A 15,898-nucleotide genomic window follows, 5' to 3' on the forward strand; every position below is an offset into this window, starting at 1 on the left:
GGAGGGGCCGGGTGCTGCTGCATGTACCGCAGGGTGCGGGCGGGGTGGTGGAAGGCCTAGAGTTTCGCCCTCTGCCGAATCTTCCCGTCGAGGTGGGTCGTCGTCATGCCGTTCCGTCTGCACTTCGGGGACGACGACCTGCTGCGGTGCCGGTTCGCCGTGTCCCCGCTGTGGGAGACGCAGGAGGCGGTACGGACGCTGGGGCGGCCGGAACGGCACGGGTACCACCCCCACTGGCTGCGGCGGATCCGGGAGGCCGCGCGGGGGCTGGACCTGACCACGCTGTGGCTGCTCATGCCGTCCCGCGGGCACAGCCCTGACTTCCTGGGGCCGCCGCCGCTCGGGCCGGCGGCCACGTTCGAGGAGGAGATCGCGGCGGTGCGGGTGGCCGACCCCGCGGCGGCCCGCGAGGACCTGGCGCTGTCCCTCGCCGACACCCCCGGTGCGCTCGGGTCCTCGCGCGGGCGGGCGCTGCTGGCCGATCCGGAGCGAGCGGTACGGGAGCTGGCCGATCTCATGGAGGCCGCGTGGCATGCGCTGGTCGAGCCCGAGTGGCCGCGGTTGCGTGCGCTGCTGGAGGCCGACGTGGCCTTCCACTCACGGCGGCTGGCCGAGGTCGGGCTGGGCGCGCTGTTGCCGGAGCTGGACCGGCGGCTGTACTGGGACGGGCGGACGCTGACCGTCGACTGGCACGGGGAGCACCGGCGTGACCTGGGCGGGCAGGGATTGGTCCTGATGCCGAGCGTCTTCTCCTGGCCCGACGTGATCAGCGGCTTCGAGCCGCCGTGGCAGCCGACGCTGGTGTATCCGGCGCGGGGGCTGGCGGGGCTGTGGACGGAGCCGGACGCGGAGAGCGCGTCGGCGCGGGCGCTGGTACGGCTGCTGGGGCGGGGCCGGGCGGCCGTGCTGACCGCGCTGACCGACCCGGCGACGACGACCGCGCTGGCGCATCGGCTGGGGCTCGCGCCGTCGTCGGTGTCCGCGCATCTGGGGGTGCTGCGGGACGCGGGGCTGCTCACCTCGCGGCGGTACGGGCATCAGGTGCTGTACGAGCGGACGCCGCTGGGGATGGCGCTGGCGTCCGGCGGGTGAGGGGGCCGGGCGGGTCGCGGCGCGGCCTGTGGGTGGGTGGTGCGCGGTGGTGCGTGGTGGTGCGCCGCGGGTGTGTGTGCGGGGTGCTCGGTGCTGCGCCGCGGGTGCGTGGTGGGGGTGCGTCCAGCCCGCCGCACACGGACAAACGGCCCGGAGTGTGGTCGGTTGAACTGGGTCGAGACCGCAGTACGCGGCGGGCTGTGACGCACCCCCACGGCCCCTTCCGCCGTGGGGCGGGTGCCGGTCGCGACGGGTTATTCGGTCTGCTGAGCCAGGTGGCGTTCCACCGTTTCCACCTTGGTCGTGAGGCCGTTCGTCACGCCGGGGCGGATGTCGGCCTTGAGGACCAGGGAGACGCGGGGGGCGCGGGCCTCCACCGCGGCCACGGCGCGCTTGACGACGTCCATGACCTCGTCCCACTCGCCCTCGACGGAGGTGAACATCGCGTCGGTGCGGTTGGGCAGGCCGGACTCGCGGACCACCCGGACGGCGTCGGCGACGTACTCCCCCACGTCCTCGCCGACGCCGAGGGGCGTCACGGAGAAGGCGACGATCATGCGTTCACGATCCCTTCGCGGCGGGCGCGGGAGGCGATCACCGCGTCCTCGGCCTCGCGCTTGAGCTTGCGCTCGGCGAAGAAGCCGCCGGTCGGCAGGACCGAGAGGACGAAGTAGAGGGCGGCGGTCTTCCACGGCCACTTCGCGCGGTTCCAGGCGTCGGCCCAGAAGAGCACGTAGAGGACGAACAGGACGCCGTGGATCGAGCCCATCACGGGTACCGCGTTGAATTCCGTGGTCCGCTTCAGGACCGAGCAGACCAGCAGGAGGATGAAGGACACCGCCTCGGGGGCGGATACCAGGCGGAGGCGGCGGAGGGCGGTGGCGGTCTTGATGTCCACGGGTCACCTTCGGTGGGAGAGACGCGTTTGTGAACGCGAGCACAAAGTTTCGTCCATTGTGGCAAATCGTCCGGGACGGGATGAGAGGGGGTGTCTGCGCCCGCGTCCGCCGCTACCTTCGCACCGTGGCGATGTTCCGACTTCAAGGCAGCAAGGTGCTCGCCGTCGACATGACCGGGGACGCCGTGAAGGCGAAGAACGGCTCGATGGTCGCGTACGACGGGCAGATGGCCTTCAAGAAGCTGACTGGCGGCGGTGAGGGACTGCGCGGGATGGTGACGCGGCGGCTCACCGGTGAGCAGATGACCGTGATGGAGGTGCGGGGGCAGGGGACCTGTTGGTTCGCCGATCGGGCGTCCGAGATCAATCTTGTACGGCTTTCCGGGGACAAGCTGTTCGTCGAGTCCAGCAATCTGCTGGCGACCGACGGGGGGCTCAGGACGGGGACGACCTTCACCGGGCTGCGGGGCGCCTCGCAGGGGAACGGGTTGTTCACGACCACCGTCGAGGGACACGGGCAGGCCGCGATCCTGTCGGACGGGCCGGCGGTGGTGCTCAGGGTCAGTCCGCAGTATCCGCTGATCGTGGATCCGGGGGCGTATGTGGCGCACCAGGGGAACGTGCGGCAGTCCTTCCAGTCCGGGGTGACCTTCCGCACCCTGCTGGGCGAGGGGGGCGGGGAGGCCTTCCAGATCCGGTTCGAGGGGGACGGGCTCGTGTACGTGCAGCCGAGCGAGCGGAACACGATCGCGGGGGACGTCTGACATGGCCTTCCGGGAGATCAATTCCAAGATGGTCGAGGCCACGGTGGTGCCGGGGCAGCGGCTGTTCAGCCAGCGGGGGGCGATGCTGGCGTACAAGGGGGATGTGGCGTTCACGCCCAACATCCAGGGGGGTCAGGGTGGGCTGATGTCCATGATCGGGCGGCGGGTGGCGGGTGAGGCCACGCCGCTGATGACCGTGGAGGGCAGCGGGACCGTGTTCTTCGGGCACGGGGGGCACCACGTGCAGGTCATCGACCTGGCGGGCGACACTTTGTACGTGGAGGCGGACCGGCTGCTCGTCTTCGAGGGCACGCTCCAGCAGGGCACGATGTTCATGGGCTCGCAGGGCGGGGTCATGGGCATGGTGCGGGGGCAGGTGACCGGGCAGGGGCTGTTCACGACCACCCTGAAGGGGCACGGCTCGGTGGCCGTCATGGCGCACGGGGGCGTCTTCGAGGTGCCGATCACCCCGCAGCGACCCGTCCATGTGGATCCGCAGGCCTACGTCGCCCACCACGGCGACGTGCGCAACCGGCTGTCGACCGCCCTGGGCTGGCGCGACATGGTGGGGCGGGGGTCCGGGGAGGCCTTCCAGCTGGAGCTGAGCGGCAGCGGTGTGGTGTACGTGCAGGCCTCGGAGGAGAAGCTGTGAGCGCTTACGGAACGGCCGGGCCCGTGGTGTACGACCCGATGACCCTGCCGGTCGACGACAACGTGAACAAATACGCCTTCTGCGTGGAGCTCAAGGGGAGCCAGTGGTTCCTGCAGAAGGGGAAGATGATCGCCTACTACGGGACGATCGAGTTCAACGGTGTCGGGCACGGGCGGCTGGACCGTCTGGTGCGGACGTCGTTCCATTCGCCTCTGCACGCGAGCGACTGGGTCGTGGCGGAGGGCTCGGGCAAGATGCTGCTCGCCGACCGGGCCTTCGATGTCAACTCCTACGACCTGGACGACGGCAATCTGACCATTCGCTCGGGCAACTTGCTCGCTTTTCAGCCAAGTCTCGCGCTCAAGCAGTCGATCGTGCCCGGCTTTCTGACCCTGATCGGAACCGGGAAGTTCGTGGCCGCGTCCAACGGGCCGGTGGTGTTCATGGAGCCGCCGATCCGGGTGGACCCGCAGGCCCTCGTCGGATGGGCCGACTGCCCGTCCCCCTGCCATCACTACGACCATGGCTACATGACCGGGGTGATGGGCGGTCTACGTGCGATGACGGGCCTTGGCGGAGCCTCGGGAGAGGAGCATCAGTTCGAGTTCGTGGGAGCCGGCACGGTCCTGCTCCAGTCGACCGAGGTCCTCATGGCCGAGCAGGCCACGGGGGTGGTTCCGCACGAGCCGGGGGTACCCGGTGGCGCAGGAGTGTCCGGAAGCCACGGACAGCAAGCCGGCGCACCGCGCCTTCCCGGACAGCTCGGAGACCTCCAGCGTCGCTTCGGGCTGTGAGCGGTAGTCTGCGGAGTGTGACGGCTCGAACGCGTGCGCGCCGTCACACCACCCCTCACTAGTTCGCCTTTCAACTTTTTAGGTAGACTTCATTCATGGAGACCGAGACGGCCACGCGCTGGCTGACCGATGCGGAGCAGTGCGCCTGGCGCACCCACCTGGAGGTCAACAGGCTGTTGACGTACCAGCTCGAAAAGGACCTGCAGCCGTTCGGCCTGACACTGAACGACTACGAGATCCTCGTGAATCTCTCCGAGTCGGAGGACGTACGGATGCGGATGAGCGACCTCGCGTCCGCCACCCTCCAGTCCAAGAGCCGCCTCTCGCACCAGATCACGCGGATGGAGAACGCGAACCTGGTGCGCCGTGAGAACTGCGAGTCCGACCGCCGGGGACTGTACGCGGTCCTCACCGAGCACGGCTTGGAGACCATGCAGAAGGTCGCCCCGTACCACGTGGCGTCCGTGCGGAGGCACTTCATCGACCTGCTGGAGCCGGAGGCGCTGACAGAGCTGGACAAGGCGCTCAAGCCCATCGCCGAGCACCTGCGGGGGCAGCGGGGACGCCCCTGACAGCACGCGGAGGGCGGAGCCCCGGGGCTCCGCCCTCCGCGTCCGGGTGGGCTCAGGCCTGGGTGAGGCCCGCCACCAGTTCGTCCGCCGCGCGGTACGGGTCCAGCTCGCCGGCCATGATGCGCTCCGCTAGGGCGCCCAGGTGGCGGTCGCCGTGCAGGTCGCCGATGCGTTCGCGCAGGGCCGTGACCGCGATCGTCTCCACCTCGTGCGACGCGCGGGCCAGACGGCGCTCGGCCAGGACGCCGCGCTCCTCCATCCACGCCCGGTGCTTCTCCAGGGCCTCGACGACCTCGTCGACGCCCTCGGCGCGGGCCGCCACCGTCTTGACGATGGGCGGGCGCCAGTCGCCGGGCCCGCGGGACTCGCCCAGGCCCAGCATGTGGTTCAGCTCGCGGGCCGTGGCGTCGGCGCCGTCGCGGTCGGCCTTGTTGACGACGTAGACGTCGCCGATCTCCAGGATGCCCGCCTTGGCCGCCTGGATGCCGTCGCCCATGCCGGGGGCCAGGAGGACGACGGACGTGTCCGCCTGGGAGGCGATCTCCACCTCCGACTGGCCGACACCGACCGTCTCGACCAGGATCACGTCGCAACCCGCCGCGTCCAGGACGCGGATCGCCTGGGGCGCGGCCCACGCGAGGCCGCCCAGGTGGCCCCGGGTCGCCATCGAACGGATGTAGACGCCGGGGTCGGAGGCGTGCTCCGACATGCGGACGCGGTCGCCGAGCAACGCGCCGCCGGAGAAGGGCGAGGACGGGTCGACCGCCAGGACCCCGACCCGCTTGCCCTGCTTGCGGTAGGCGGTGACGAGGGCCGAGGTGGAGGTCGACTTGCCGACACCCGGGGAGCCGGTCAGGCCGACGACGTAGGCGTTGCCGGTCAGCGGTGCGAGCGCCGCCATGACCTCCCTGAGCTGCGGGGACGCCCCCTCCACCAGGGAGATCAGCCGGGCGACGGCCCGCGGCCGCCCTTCCCTGGCCTGGGCCACCAGCGAGGAGACGTCCTGCATCACAGCTCCGTTCTGCATGTTCCTTCGCCTCGGGGGGCGCTTCGGCGGGTGTCGGGATGCCGACCGCGCTCAGCCCTTCGGGCCTTCGCGCGCTCGGCATCCCGGCACCGGCGCTCCCCCGTCGGCTCACATGATCCGCGTAAAGAGGTCGGTCGTCGGTCGAGAGGGAGGCTTACGCCTTCGGCACCCGGACGATCAGCGCGTCGCCCTGTCCGCCGCCGCCGCACAGCGCCGCCGCGCCGACGCCGCCGCCGCGGCGCTTCAGCTCCAGCGCCAGGTGCAGGACGAGCCGGGCCCCGGACATCCCGATCGGGTGACCCAGGGCGATGGCGCCGCCGTTCACGTTCACCTTTTCCGTGGACACACCGAGGTCCTTCATTGACTGCGCGGCCACGGCGGCGAACGCCTCGTTGATCTCGATGAGGTCCAGGTCGGAAACCTCCAGACCCTCCTTCTTCAGCGCGTGCAGGATGGCGTTGGAGGGCTGCGACTGCAGGGAGTTGTCCGGGCCGGCCACGTTGCCGTGGGCGCCGATCTCGGCGATCCAGTCCAGGCCCAGCTCCTCGGCCTTGGCCTTGCTCATCACGACCACGGCCGCCGCGCCGTCGGAGATCTGGGAGGAGGAGCCGGCGGTGATCGTGCCGTCCTTGGTGAAGGCGGGGCGCAGCTTGGCCAGCGACTCCACCGTGGTGTCGCCGCGGATGCCCTCGTCCTTGCTGAACAGGACCGGGTCGCCCTTGCGCTGCGGGACCTCGACGGGGGTGATCTCCGCGTCGAAGAGGCCGTTCTTCTGCGCGGCGGCGGCGCGCTGGTGCGAGAGCGCGGCGATCTCGTCCTGCTCGGCGCGGCCGAGGCCCAGACGGGTGTTGTGCTTCTCCGTCGACTCGCCCATGGCGATGTTCTCGAAGGCGTCGGTCAGGCCGTCGTGGGCCATCGCGTCGAGCATCTGCACCGCGCCGTACTTGAAGCCGTCGCGGGACTTGGGCAGCAGGTGGGGGGCGTTGGTCATGGACTCCTGGCCGCCGGCCACGACCACGTCGAACTCACCCGCGCGGATCAGCTGGTCGGCCAGCGCGATCGCGTCCAGACCGGACAGGCACACCTTGTTGATGGTGAGCGCGGGGACGCTCATCGGGATGCCCGCCTTGACGGCGGCCTGCCGGGCCGGGATCTGCCCCGCCCCGGCCTGGAGCACCTGGCCCATGATCACGTACTGCACCTGGTCGCCCCCGATCCCCGCACGGTCGAGGGCGGCCTTGATGGCGAAGCCGCCGAGGTCGGCTCCGGAGAAGGACTTCAGCGAGCCCAGCAGTCGCCCCATGGGCGTACGGGCGCCCGCGACAATCACCGAGCTGGTCGTACCGGGAGTTCCAGAAGACATGAGCTGCGATCCCCTTACCGGCCTGCACAGCCGAGGAGTGAACGAGGGTTTACTTCGAATGTACTGAGACGCGGTCGGCTCCGTCATCGGGCCGTCGGTGTGATCGCGCGCACGTTGCGTAACCACCGGGTTGGCGCTGCACTGAAATCATGCTGACGCGAATCGACCACATCGGGATCGCCTGCCACGACCTCGACGCCACCGTCGAGTTCTACCGGACCACCTACGGCTTCGAGGTGTTCCACACCGAGGTCAACGAGGAGCAGGGCGTGCGCGAGGCCATGCTCAAGATCAACGAGACGTCCGACGGCGGCGCCTCCTACCTGCAGCTCCTGGAGCCGACCCGCGAGGACTCCGCCGTCGGGAAGTGGCTCGCGAAGAACGGCGAGGGCGTGCACCACATCGCCTTCGGCACGGCGGACGTGGACGGCGACGCCGCCGGGATCCGGGAGAAGGGCGTACGCGTTCTGTACGACGAGCCGCGACGGGGCTCCATGGGGTCACGGATCACCTTCCTGCACCCCAAGGATTGTCACGGTGTGCTGACAGAACTGGTCACTTCGGCGGCTGTTGAGTCTGCTGAGCACTGACCCACGTACATAAGGGCCGGTAGGGTTGGGGGCGGTCGTCCCTGAAACAGGGGCGGCCGGGTTCTGCCGTCCTGACGGCGGAACCTCGCCGGGGTCCGGGTTTCGGGGGACGAGCGACGGGGCAGCAGCCCATGCTCCGCCGTTGATCTGACACCATTCCCCGGGGGCCCCGTTCGGTGGATGGACGGAGCTCGTTTGGACAAGCTTGCGACCAGGGGACGGATGGGACCGCGCAGTGCGGGGCTACGAACGCCAGGAGCGAGAGCCGGCGGCTGACGTCGACCACCTCTCTCGGTTCGAGGCCGAGATGGATCGGCTGAAGACCGAGCGGGAAAAGGCGATCCAGCACGCCGAGGACCTCGGCTACCAGGTCGAGGTGCTGCGCGCCAAGCTGCACGAGGCGCGGCGCACCATCATGACCCGGCCCGCCTACGACAGCGCCGATATCGGCTACCAGGCGGAGCAGTTGCTGCGCAACGCGCAGATGCAGGCCGACCAGATCCGGGCGGACGCCGATCGGGAGCTGAGCCAGGCCCGAGCGCAGACCCAGCGCATCCTCCAGGAGCACGCCGAGCAGGCCGCACGGCTCCAGGCCGAGCTGCACCAGGAGGCGGTGACCCGCCGCCAGCAGCTCGACCAGGAACTGGCCGAGCGCCGCCAGACCGTCGAGTCGCACGTCAACGAGAACGTGGCCTGGGCGGAGCAGCTGCGGGCCCGCACCGAGCAGCAGGCCCGCCGGCTGCTGGACGAGTCCCGCGCGGAGGCCGAGCAGGCGATGGCCGCCGCCCGCGCGGAGGCCGAACGGCTGACCGCCGAGGCCCGGCAGCGGCTGCAGAGCGAGGCCGAGTCGGCCCGCGCGGAGGCCGAGCAGATCCTGCGCCGCGCCCGCACGGATGCCGAGCGCCTGCTCAACGCCGCCTCCACCCAGGCCCAGGAGGCCACCGACCACGCCGAGCAGCTGCGCACCTCCACCGCCACCGAGTCGGAGACCGCCCGCCGCGAGGCCGCCGAGCTGAGCCGGGCCGCCGAGCAGCGCATCGCGGAGGCCGACACGGCGCTGCGCGAGGCCCGCACCGAGGCGGAGAAGCTGGTCACCGAGGCCAAGGAGGCCGCGGCCAAGGCGCTGGCCGGCGCCGAGTCCGCCAACGAGCAGCGCACACGCACGGCCAAGGAGCAGGTCGCCCGGCTGGTCGAGGAGGCCACGAAGGAGGCCGAGCAGACCAGGTCCGATGCCGAGCAGCTGGTCGCGGACGCCCGCGCCGAGGCGGAGAAGATCGTCACCGAGGCCGCGGAGAAGGCCCGTACGATCACCGCCGAGGAGAGCGCCACCCAGCTGTCGAAGGCGGCCAAGACCGCCGAGGACGTGCTGAACAAGGCGGCCGAGGAGGCCAAGCAGACCACGAAGGCCGCGGCCGAGGAGGCCGAGCGGATCCGCACCGAGGCCGAGGCCGAGGCGGACCGGCTGCGCGCCGAGGCGCACGACATCGCCGAGCAGCTCAAGGGCGCGGCGAAGGACGACACCAAGGAGTACCGCGCCAAGACCGTCGAGCTCCAGGAGGAGGCGCGCCGGCTGCGCGGCGAGGCCGAGCAGCTGCGCTCCGAGGCGGTCGCCGAGGGCGAGCGGATCCGGGCCGAGGCCCGGCGCGAGGCCGTGGCGCAGATCGAGGAGGCGGCGAAGTCCGCCGAGGAGCTGCTGGCCAAGGCCAAGGCGGACGCCGACGAGCTGCGCAAGACCGCGACGGCGGACAGCGAGAAGGTGCGCACCGAGGCCATCGAGCGCGCCACCACACTGCGCCGGCAGGCCGAGGAGACCCTGGAGCGCACCCGCAAGGAGGCCGAGCGGTACCGCGCGGAGGCGGACGAGCAGGCGGAGTCGGTCCGGGCGGACGCCGAGCGCGCCGCGCGCGAGCTGCGCGAAGAGACCGAGCGGGCGCTCGCGGCCCGGCAGGCGGAGGCCACCGAGGAGCTGACCCGGCTGCACACCGAGGCCGAGGAGCGCCTGACCGCCGCGGAGCAGTCGCTGGCCGACGCCCGCGAGGAGGCCGCGCGGATCCGCCGCGAGGCCGGCGAGGAGGCCGACCGGCTGCGCACAGAGGCGGCCGAACGCATCCGCACCCTGCAGCAGCAGGCGGAGGCCGAGGCCGACCGGCTGCGCACCGAGGCCGCCTCGGACGCGTCCGCCTCGCGCGCGGAGGGCGAGGCCATCGCCGTACGGCTGCGTTCGGAGGCCGCGGCGGAGGCGGAGCGGCTCAAAGTGGAGGCCCAGGACACCGCCGACCGGGTCCGTGCCGAGGCGCAGGCCGCCGCGGAGCGGCTGGGTTCGGAGGCGTCCGAGACGCTGGCCGCCGCCCAGGAGGAGGCCGCGCGGCGCCGCCGCGAGGCCGAGGAACTCCTCGGCGCGGCGCGCCAGGAGGCCGACCAGGAGCGCGAGCGGGCCCGCGAGCAGAGCGAGGAGCTGCTGGCCTCGGCGCGCAAGCGCGTGGAGGAGGCGCAGGCCGAGGCCACCCGGCTGGTGGAGGAGGCCGACCGGCGCGCCACCGAGCTGGTGTCGGCCGCCGAGCAGCACGCGCAGCAGGTGCGGGACTCCGTCGCCGGGCTGCACGAGCAGGCGCAGGAGGAGATCACCGGGCTGCGCTCGGCCGCCGAGCACGCGGCGGACCGTACCCGCCGGGAGGCCGAGGAGGAGGCGGACCGGGTCCGCGCCGACGCCTACGCCGAGCGGGAGCGGGCGAGCGAGGACGCCTCGAGGCTGCGGCGCGAGGCCCAGGAGGAGACCGAGGCCGCCAAGGCGCTCTCGGAGCGCACGGTGTCGGAGGCGATCGCGGAGGCGGAGCGCATCCGTACGGATGTCGCCGAGCACGCCCAGCGAGTGCGCACCGAGGCCTCGGACACGATCGCGCAGGCCGAGCAGGACGCCGCGCGCACCCGGGCGGACGCCCGCGAGGACGCCAACCGCATCCGGTCGGACGCGGCGACGCAGGCGGACACGCTGATCTCCGAGGCGCGCTCGGAGGCGGAGCGGCTCCAGACGGAGACGATCATGGAGGCCGACCGGCTGCGGACGGAGACGATCTCCGAGGCCGACCGGCTGCGGACGAAGACGATCACCGAGACGGACCGGCTGCGGGCGGAGACGGCCGCGGAGGCCGAGCGGGTGCGGGCGGAGTCCGTCGCCAAGGCGGAGAGGCTGATCTCGGACGCCACGGGGGACGCGGAGCGGCTGCGTGCCGAGGCCGCGGAGACCGTGGGCTCCGCGCAGACCCGTGCCGAGCGGATCCGCAACGAGTCCGAGCAGCTGAAGGCCGAGGCGGAGGCGGAGGCCGAGCGCATGCTGACCGCCGCCCGCGAGGAGGCCGAGCGGACCCTGGACGAGGCCCGCAAGGACGCCAACAAGCGGCGTTCGGAGGCGGCCGAGCAGGTCGACACGCTGATCACGGAGACCACCGCCGAGGCCGACAAGCTGCTCACCGAGGCGCAGGCGAGCGCGGTCAAGACCAAGGCGGACGCGGAGTCCCAGGCCGACACGATGGTGGGCGCGGCCCGCCAGGAGGCCGAGCGGCTCGTGTCCGAGGCGACCGTGCAGGGCAACACGCTGGTGGAGAAGGCCCGTACGGACGCGGACGAGCTGCTCGTCGGCGCCCGCCGGGACGCCACGCAGATCCGCGAGCGCGCCGAGGAGCTGCGCGAGCGCCTGACCGCCGAGATCGAGGAGCTGCACGAGCGGGCCCGCCGCGAGGCCGCCGAGACGATGAAGTCGGCCGGCGACCGCTGCGACGCGCTGATCAAGGCCGCCGAGGAGCAGCTGGCCAAGGCGCAGGCCAAGGCCAAGGAGATCGTCTCCGACGCGAACTCCGAGGCGGGCAAGGTGCGGATCGCCGCCGTCAAGAAGGCCGAGGGCCTGCTGAAGGAGGCCGAGCAGAAGAAGGCGGCGCTCGCCAAGGAGGCCGAGGAGCTCAAGGCCGAGGCGGTCCGCGAGGCCCGGCGCACGGTCGAGGAGGGCAAGCGCGAGCTGGACATCCTGGTGCGCCGGCGCGAGGACATCAACGCGGAGATCTCCCGTGTCCAGGACGTCCTGGAGGCGCTCGAGTCCTTCGAGGCCCCGTCGTCCGGCAAGGACGGCGGCGTGAAGGCGGGCGCCACCGTGGGCGCACCCCGGTCGGGTGGCAAGTCGTCAGAAGGCTAACCTAGGGAGTGATTCGGGGCGTTTCGGAGGCTTCCTCGAGGGCCGCCCGGAAGTCCTCGGGGTGCCCTTCGGGGACTTTGCCCCGGTCCTTGGCAAGCCGTCCGGCGGTCAGCCACTCAAAAGAGGTGTCATTCTCCGGATCAAACACGTATCCGCTCGATGACACACCGCTTCGGCCCCTAGGATTCGACCTATCACCTCACCGGTCTCATTCGACAGGAACCCCATGAGCGACACTTCCCCCTACGGCTTCGAGCTTGTGCGGCGTGGGTACGACCGCGCTCAGGTGGACGAACGTATCTCCAAGCTCGTCTCCGACCGTGACAGCGCTCTCTCCCGCATCACCGCTCTGGAGAAGCGCATCGAGGAGCTCCACCTCGAGACGCAGAACGCCCAGGCGCAGGTCACCGACGCGGAGCCGTCGTACGCGGGTCTCGGCGCGCGGGTCGAGAAGATCCTGCGCCTCGCCGAGGAAGAGGCGAAGGATCTGCGTGAGGAGGCCCGACGCGCGGCCGAGCAGCACCGCGAACTCGCCGAGTCGGCGGCCCAGCAGGTCCGCAACGACGCCGAGTCCTTCGCCGCGGAGCGCAAGGCCAAGGCCGAGGACGAGGGCGTCCGGATCGTCGAGAAGGCCAAGGGCGAGGCCGCCCAGCTGCGCTCCGAGGCGCAGAAGGACGCGCAGTCCAAGCGCGAGGAGGCGGACGCCCTCTTCGAGGAGACCCGCGCCAAGGCCGCCCAGGCCGCCGCCGACTTCGAGACGAACCTCGCCAAGCGCCGCGAGCAGTCCGAGCGCGACCTGGCGTCCCGTCAGGCCAAGGCCGAGAAGCGGCTCGCGGAGATCGAGCACCGCGCCGAGCAGCTGCGCCTGGAGGCGGAGAAGCTGCGCACCGACGCCGAGCGCCGCGCCCGCCAGACCGTCGAGACGGCGCAGCGCCAGGCCGAGGACATCGTGGCCGACGCCAACGCCAAGGCTGACCGCATCCGTTCGGAGTCCGAGCGCGAGCTCGCCGCGCTGACCAACCGTCGCGACTCCATCAACGCCCAGCTGACCAACGTGCGCGAGATGCTGGCGACCCTCACCGGTGCCGCGGTCGCCGCCGCGGGCACGCCGGCCGAGGACGAGCCGATCTCCCGCGGGGTTCCGGCCCAGCAGACCCGCTGACGAACGCCCCCGCCGGGGCCGACCGTCGTCGAGCCCCCCGCCGCCTTCCGGTGGCGGGGGGCTTTGTGCGGTTCTAGCGTGGCCGCATGATCGAGCTCTCGGGCCTGACCAAGAGGTACGGCGAGAAGGTGGCGGTCGACGACCTCACCTTCACGGTGCGGCCGGGCATCGTCACGGGCTTCCTCGGGCCCAACGGTGCCGGGAAGTCCACCACCATGCGGATGATCCTCGGCCTGGACCATCCCACCGCCGGGGACGTGCGCATCGACGGCCGGCACTATCACGAGCTGGCGGACCCGCTCACGTACATCGGCGCCCTGCTGGACGCCAAGGCGGTGCACGGTGGCCGCCGCGCCTACCACCACCTGCTGTGCCTCGCCCAGAGCAACGGCATCCCCACCGGCCGGGTGCACGAGGTGCTGGAGACGGTGGGGCTGACGGCGGTGGCCCGGAAGAAGGCGAAGGGCTTCTCGCTCGGCATGAGCCAGCGGCTCGGCATCGCGGGCGCGCTGCTCGGCGATCCCCGGATCCTGATGTTCGACGAGCCGGTCAACGGCCTCGATCCCGAGGGCATCCACTGGATCCGCGGCCTGATGAAGTCGCTGGCCACCCAGGGCCGTACGGTCTTCGTCTCCTCCCATCTGATGAGCGAGATGGCGCTGACCGCCGACCACCTCGTCGTGATCGGCCAGGGCAGGCTGCTGGCCGACACCTCCATGGCGGACTTCATCGAGTGCAACTCCCGCTCCTGTGTCCGCATCCGCACCCCGGACCGCGAGCGGCTGCTCGACGCGCTGCACGGCGCGGGCATCACGGCCGTGGAGACCGGCGACGGGCTGCTGGAGGTCGAGGGCGGCAAGGCCGAGCACATCGGCGAGCTGGCCGCGCGGCACCACGTGGTGCTGCACGAGCTGAGCAGCCGGCGGTCCTCCCTGGAGGAGGCGTTCATGCGGCTGACCGCCCCCTCGGTGGAGTACCACGCGCGGACGGAGCCGCCCGAGCGGCCGTGGGGCGCGGACTGGGACACGGGAACCTGGCGGGGCGCGGCCGACACGGCCGACCCGGCGACCAAGACGACGGCGGAGGGCTGAGGCATGGCGGCGACCCAGGTCATCCGGTCCGAGTGGACCAAGATCCGGTCGGTGGCGTCCACCGTGTGGACGCTGTCCCTGGCCGTGGTCGTCACCGTCGCCCTCGGGACGCTGATCTCGGCGCTGTCGAAGAACGAGTTCGGCGACATGCCCCCGCAGGAGCGGCTCTCCTTCGACCCGACCCTCCTCAGCTTCGCGGGCATGACTCTCGGCCAGCTGGCGATGATCGTGTTCGGGGTGCTGGTGGTGTCCAACGAGTACAGCACCGGCATGATCCGCACCTCGCTGGCCGCGGTCCCGCGGCGGGCGGCCTTCCTGGCGAGCAAGGTGGCCGTCGCGACCGGCCTGGCCCTGGTCGTCGGCATGGCCACCAGCTTCGCCACCTTCTTCCTCGGGCAGGCGATGCTCGGCTCGCTGGGGACCTCGCTCGGGGCCCCCGGCGTCCTGCGGGCGGTGATCGGCGGCGGCCTCTACATGACCCTCATCGCGATGTTCTCGATGGGCGTCGCCGCGATGCTGCGCTCGCCGATGCTGTCGCTGGGCATCCTGATGCCCTTCTTCTTCCTGATCTCCAACATCCTCGGCAACGTGTCGGTGACGAAGAAGGTCGGCCGGTTCCTGCCCGACCAGGCGGGCAGCCGGATCATGGAGGTGATCCCCCGGGTCCGCGACGACACCCCGTACGGGCCCTGGGGCGGCCTCGGGATCATGGCGCTCTGGGTGATCGCGGCGCTCGCGGGCGGCTACGCGCTGCTGCGGAAGCGGGACGCCTGAGATCCGTTCGCCGCTCACCCCCCTCGTTTTACTTTCTTTTGGCCGGAACCGTCAGCGCCCGGATATCCTCCTAACCCTTACGGGGGCGTGTGCCCCGCTGTCCTGCAATTCCGGGACGGGTACCTTCCGATGGGACCGGAGCATGATCGAGGCAGTCGGCCTGACCAAGCGCTATGGCGACAAGACCGCCGTGTACAACCTCTCCTTCCAGGTACGGCCCGGGGCCGTCACCGGCTTCCTGGGGCCGAACGGCTCGGGCAAGTCGACGACCATGCGGATGATCCTCGGGCTGGACAACCCCACCGCGGGCGCAGTGACGATCGGCGGCTACCCGTACCGCAAGCTGCCCAACGCACCGCGCCAGGTGGGCGCTCTGCTGGACGCGAAGGCCGTGCACGGCGGCCGGTCCGCCCGCAACCACCTGCTGTCCCTGGCCCAGCTGTCGGGTATCCCGGCGCGCCGCGTCGACGAGGTGCTGGGCGTGGTCGGTCTCCAGGGCGTGGCCAGGAAGCGCTCCAAGGGCTTCTCGCTGGGCATGGGGCAGCGGCTCGGCATCGCCGCGGCGCTGCTGGGTGACCCGCAGGTGCTGCTGTTCGACGAGCCCGTGAACGGCCTCGACCCCGAGGGCATCCTCTGGGTGCGGAACCTGATGAAGTCGCTGGCCGCCGAGGGGCGGACCGTGTTCGTCTCCAGTCACCTCATGAGCGAGATGGCGCTGACCGCCGACCATCTGATCGTCATCGGACGCGGCCAGCTGCTCGCCGACATGAGCGTGCGGGACTTCATCTCCGCGAACTCCGCGGACTTCGCCCGTGTCCGCACCCCGGACACCGAGCCGCAGCAGCGGGAGAAGCTGACCGCCGCGCTGACCGAGGCCGGCGGCCATGTACTGCCAGAGCAGGACGGCGCGCTGCGGGTGACCGGGCTGCCGCTGCC

Annotated in this window: 15 protein-coding genes; 11 read left to right on the forward strand and 4 right to left on the reverse strand. The window is 71.5% G+C overall.

What is annotated here, in order from left to right; genetic code table 11:
* Window positions 1-105 precede the first annotated feature (105 nt).
* Complete coding sequence (locus BZY54_RS39850; protein WP_086730231.1) at window positions 106-1,092, forward strand: ArsR/SmtB family transcription factor; 987 nt, start codon at window positions 106-108, stop codon at window positions 1,090-1,092.
* Window positions 1,093-1,346: 254 nt separating this feature from the next.
* Here BZY54_RS39850 and BZY54_RS39855 read toward each other — a convergent pair whose 3' ends face one another.
* Together BZY54_RS39855 and BZY54_RS39860 are read right to left on the reverse strand one after the other, a co-directional pair.
* Window positions 1,347-1,649, reverse strand: a complete 303-nt coding sequence (locus BZY54_RS39855; protein ID WP_086730232.1) for an MTH1187 family thiamine-binding protein — start codon at window positions 1,647-1,649, stop codon at window positions 1,347-1,349.
* Window positions 1,646-1,990 (reverse strand): DUF3817 domain-containing protein, encoded by a 345-nt coding sequence (locus BZY54_RS39860; protein WP_086730233.1) that lies wholly within the window; start codon window positions 1,988-1,990, stop codon window positions 1,646-1,648. The genes BZY54_RS39855 and BZY54_RS39860 overlap by 4 nt, the downstream gene beginning before the upstream one ends.
* A 131-nt stretch (window positions 1,991-2,121) precedes the next feature.
* Here BZY54_RS39860 and BZY54_RS39865 point away from each other — a divergent pair, with 131 nt between their 5' ends.
* The 4 genes from BZY54_RS39865 to BZY54_RS39880 all read left to right on the forward strand — a co-directional run bounded on the left by BZY54_RS39865 (window position 2,122) and on the right by BZY54_RS39880 (window position 4,772).
* Window positions 2,122-2,754, forward strand: coding sequence for an AIM24 family protein (locus tag BZY54_RS39865; protein WP_086730243.1), 633 nt, complete (start codon window positions 2,122-2,124; stop codon window positions 2,752-2,754).
* 1 nt (window position 2,755) lies between these two features.
* Window positions 2,756-3,406 carry an AIM24 family protein gene (locus BZY54_RS39870; protein ID WP_086730234.1) on the forward strand — a complete coding sequence of 217 codons (651 nt, stop codon included), beginning with the start codon at window positions 2,756-2,758 and terminating at the stop codon, window positions 3,404-3,406.
* A 38-nt stretch (window positions 3,407-3,444) separates the two neighbouring features.
* Window positions 3,445-4,200, forward strand: coding sequence for an AIM24 family protein (locus tag BZY54_RS39875; protein ID WP_425276360.1), 756 nt, complete (start codon window positions 3,445-3,447; stop codon window positions 4,198-4,200).
* A gap of 95 nt (window positions 4,201-4,295) precedes the next feature.
* Window positions 4,296-4,772 carry a MarR family winged helix-turn-helix transcriptional regulator gene (locus BZY54_RS39880; RefSeq protein ID WP_086730236.1) on the forward strand — a complete coding sequence of 159 codons (477 nt, stop codon included), beginning with the start codon at window positions 4,296-4,298 and terminating at the stop codon, window positions 4,770-4,772.
* Between the two features lie 52 nt (window positions 4,773-4,824).
* On the opposite strand, the gene meaB is transcribed toward BZY54_RS39880, so the two are convergent.
* Both meaB and BZY54_RS39890 read right to left on the reverse strand, forming a co-directional pair.
* Window positions 4,825-5,781, reverse strand: a complete 957-nt coding sequence (gene meaB, locus BZY54_RS39885) for a methylmalonyl Co-A mutase-associated GTPase MeaB (protein WP_086730245.1) — start codon at window positions 5,779-5,781, stop codon at window positions 4,825-4,827.
* A gap of 172 nt (window positions 5,782-5,953) precedes the next feature.
* Entirely contained in the window at window positions 5,954-7,162 is a 1,209-nt protein-coding gene (locus tag BZY54_RS39890) for an acetyl-CoA C-acetyltransferase (protein ID WP_208640914.1), read from the reverse strand.
* Window positions 7,163-7,311: 149 nt separating this feature from the next.
* Between BZY54_RS39890 and mce the strand changes: the two genes are divergently transcribed.
* The 6 genes from mce to BZY54_RS39920 all read left to right on the forward strand — a co-directional run.
* Complete coding sequence (gene mce / locus BZY54_RS39895) at window positions 7,312-7,752, forward strand: methylmalonyl-CoA epimerase (protein ID WP_086730238.1); 441 nt, start codon at window positions 7,312-7,314, stop codon at window positions 7,750-7,752.
* A gap of 235 nt (window positions 7,753-7,987) precedes the next feature.
* Window positions 7,988-11,935: a polarized growth protein Scy gene (scy, locus tag BZY54_RS39900; protein WP_086730239.1), complete on the forward strand. Its 3,948-nt coding sequence runs from the start codon at window positions 7,988-7,990 to the stop codon at window positions 11,933-11,935.
* 226 nt (window positions 11,936-12,161) lie between these two features.
* Window positions 12,162-13,097: a coiled-coil domain-containing protein gene (locus tag BZY54_RS39905; RefSeq protein WP_086730240.1), complete on the forward strand. Its 936-nt coding sequence runs from the start codon at window positions 12,162-12,164 to the stop codon at window positions 13,095-13,097.
* 86 nt (window positions 13,098-13,183) lie between these two features.
* Window positions 13,184-14,188, forward strand: a complete 1,005-nt coding sequence (locus BZY54_RS39910; protein ID WP_086730241.1) for an ATP-binding cassette domain-containing protein — start codon at window positions 13,184-13,186, stop codon at window positions 14,186-14,188.
* A gap of 3 nt (window positions 14,189-14,191) precedes the next feature.
* Window positions 14,192-14,962, forward strand: a complete 771-nt coding sequence (locus BZY54_RS39915; RefSeq protein ID WP_086730242.1) for an ABC transporter permease — start codon at window positions 14,192-14,194, stop codon at window positions 14,960-14,962.
* Window positions 14,963-15,104: 142 nt separating this feature from the next.
* Window positions 15,105-15,898, forward strand: a 794-nt coding sequence (locus tag BZY54_RS39920; RefSeq protein ID WP_143668236.1) for an ABC transporter ATP-binding protein, incomplete at its 3' end; no start/stop codon positions are given.

This window comes from Streptomyces carpinensis, assembly GCF_002154505.1.
Taxonomy (GTDB): Bacteria; Actinomycetota; Actinomycetes; order Streptomycetales; family Streptomycetaceae; genus Streptomyces; species Streptomyces carpinensis.

Bases quoted from the DNA above. Each gene is read 5' to 3' on its own strand.
- BZY54_RS39850 (WP_086730231.1), top strand. From the start codon at position 106: ATGCCGTTCCGTCTGCACTTCGGGGACGACGACCTGCTGCGGTGCCGG.
- meaB (WP_086730245.1), bottom strand. From the start codon at position 5,781: ATGCAGGACGTCTCCTCGCTGGTGGCCCAGGCCAGGGAAGGGCGGCCG.
- BZY54_RS39915 (WP_086730242.1), top strand. From the start codon at position 14,192: ATGGCGGCGACCCAGGTCATCCGGTCCGAGTGGACCAAGATCCGGTCG.
- BZY54_RS39905 (WP_086730240.1), top strand. From the start codon at position 12,162: ATGAGCGACACTTCCCCCTACGGCTTCGAGCTTGTGCGGCGTGGGTAC.
- mce (WP_086730238.1), top strand. From the start codon at position 7,312: ATGCTGACGCGAATCGACCACATCGGGATCGCCTGCCACGACCTCGAC.
- BZY54_RS39870 (WP_086730234.1), top strand. From the start codon at position 2,756: ATGGCCTTCCGGGAGATCAATTCCAAGATGGTCGAGGCCACGGTGGTG.
- BZY54_RS39890 (WP_208640914.1), bottom strand. From the start codon at position 7,162: ATGTCTTCTGGAACTCCCGGTACGACCAGCTCGGTGATTGTCGCGGGC.
- BZY54_RS39875 (WP_425276360.1), top strand. From the start codon at position 3,445: ATGACCCTGCCGGTCGACGACAACGTGAACAAATACGCCTTCTGCGTG.
- BZY54_RS39880 (WP_086730236.1), top strand. From the start codon at position 4,296: ATGGAGACCGAGACGGCCACGCGCTGGCTGACCGATGCGGAGCAGTGC.
- BZY54_RS39910 (WP_086730241.1), top strand. From the start codon at position 13,184: ATGATCGAGCTCTCGGGCCTGACCAAGAGGTACGGCGAGAAGGTGGCG.
- BZY54_RS39855 (WP_086730232.1), bottom strand. From the start codon at position 1,649: ATGATCGTCGCCTTCTCCGTGACGCCCCTCGGCGTCGGCGAGGACGTG.
- BZY54_RS39865 (WP_086730243.1), top strand. From the start codon at position 2,122: ATGTTCCGACTTCAAGGCAGCAAGGTGCTCGCCGTCGACATGACCGGG.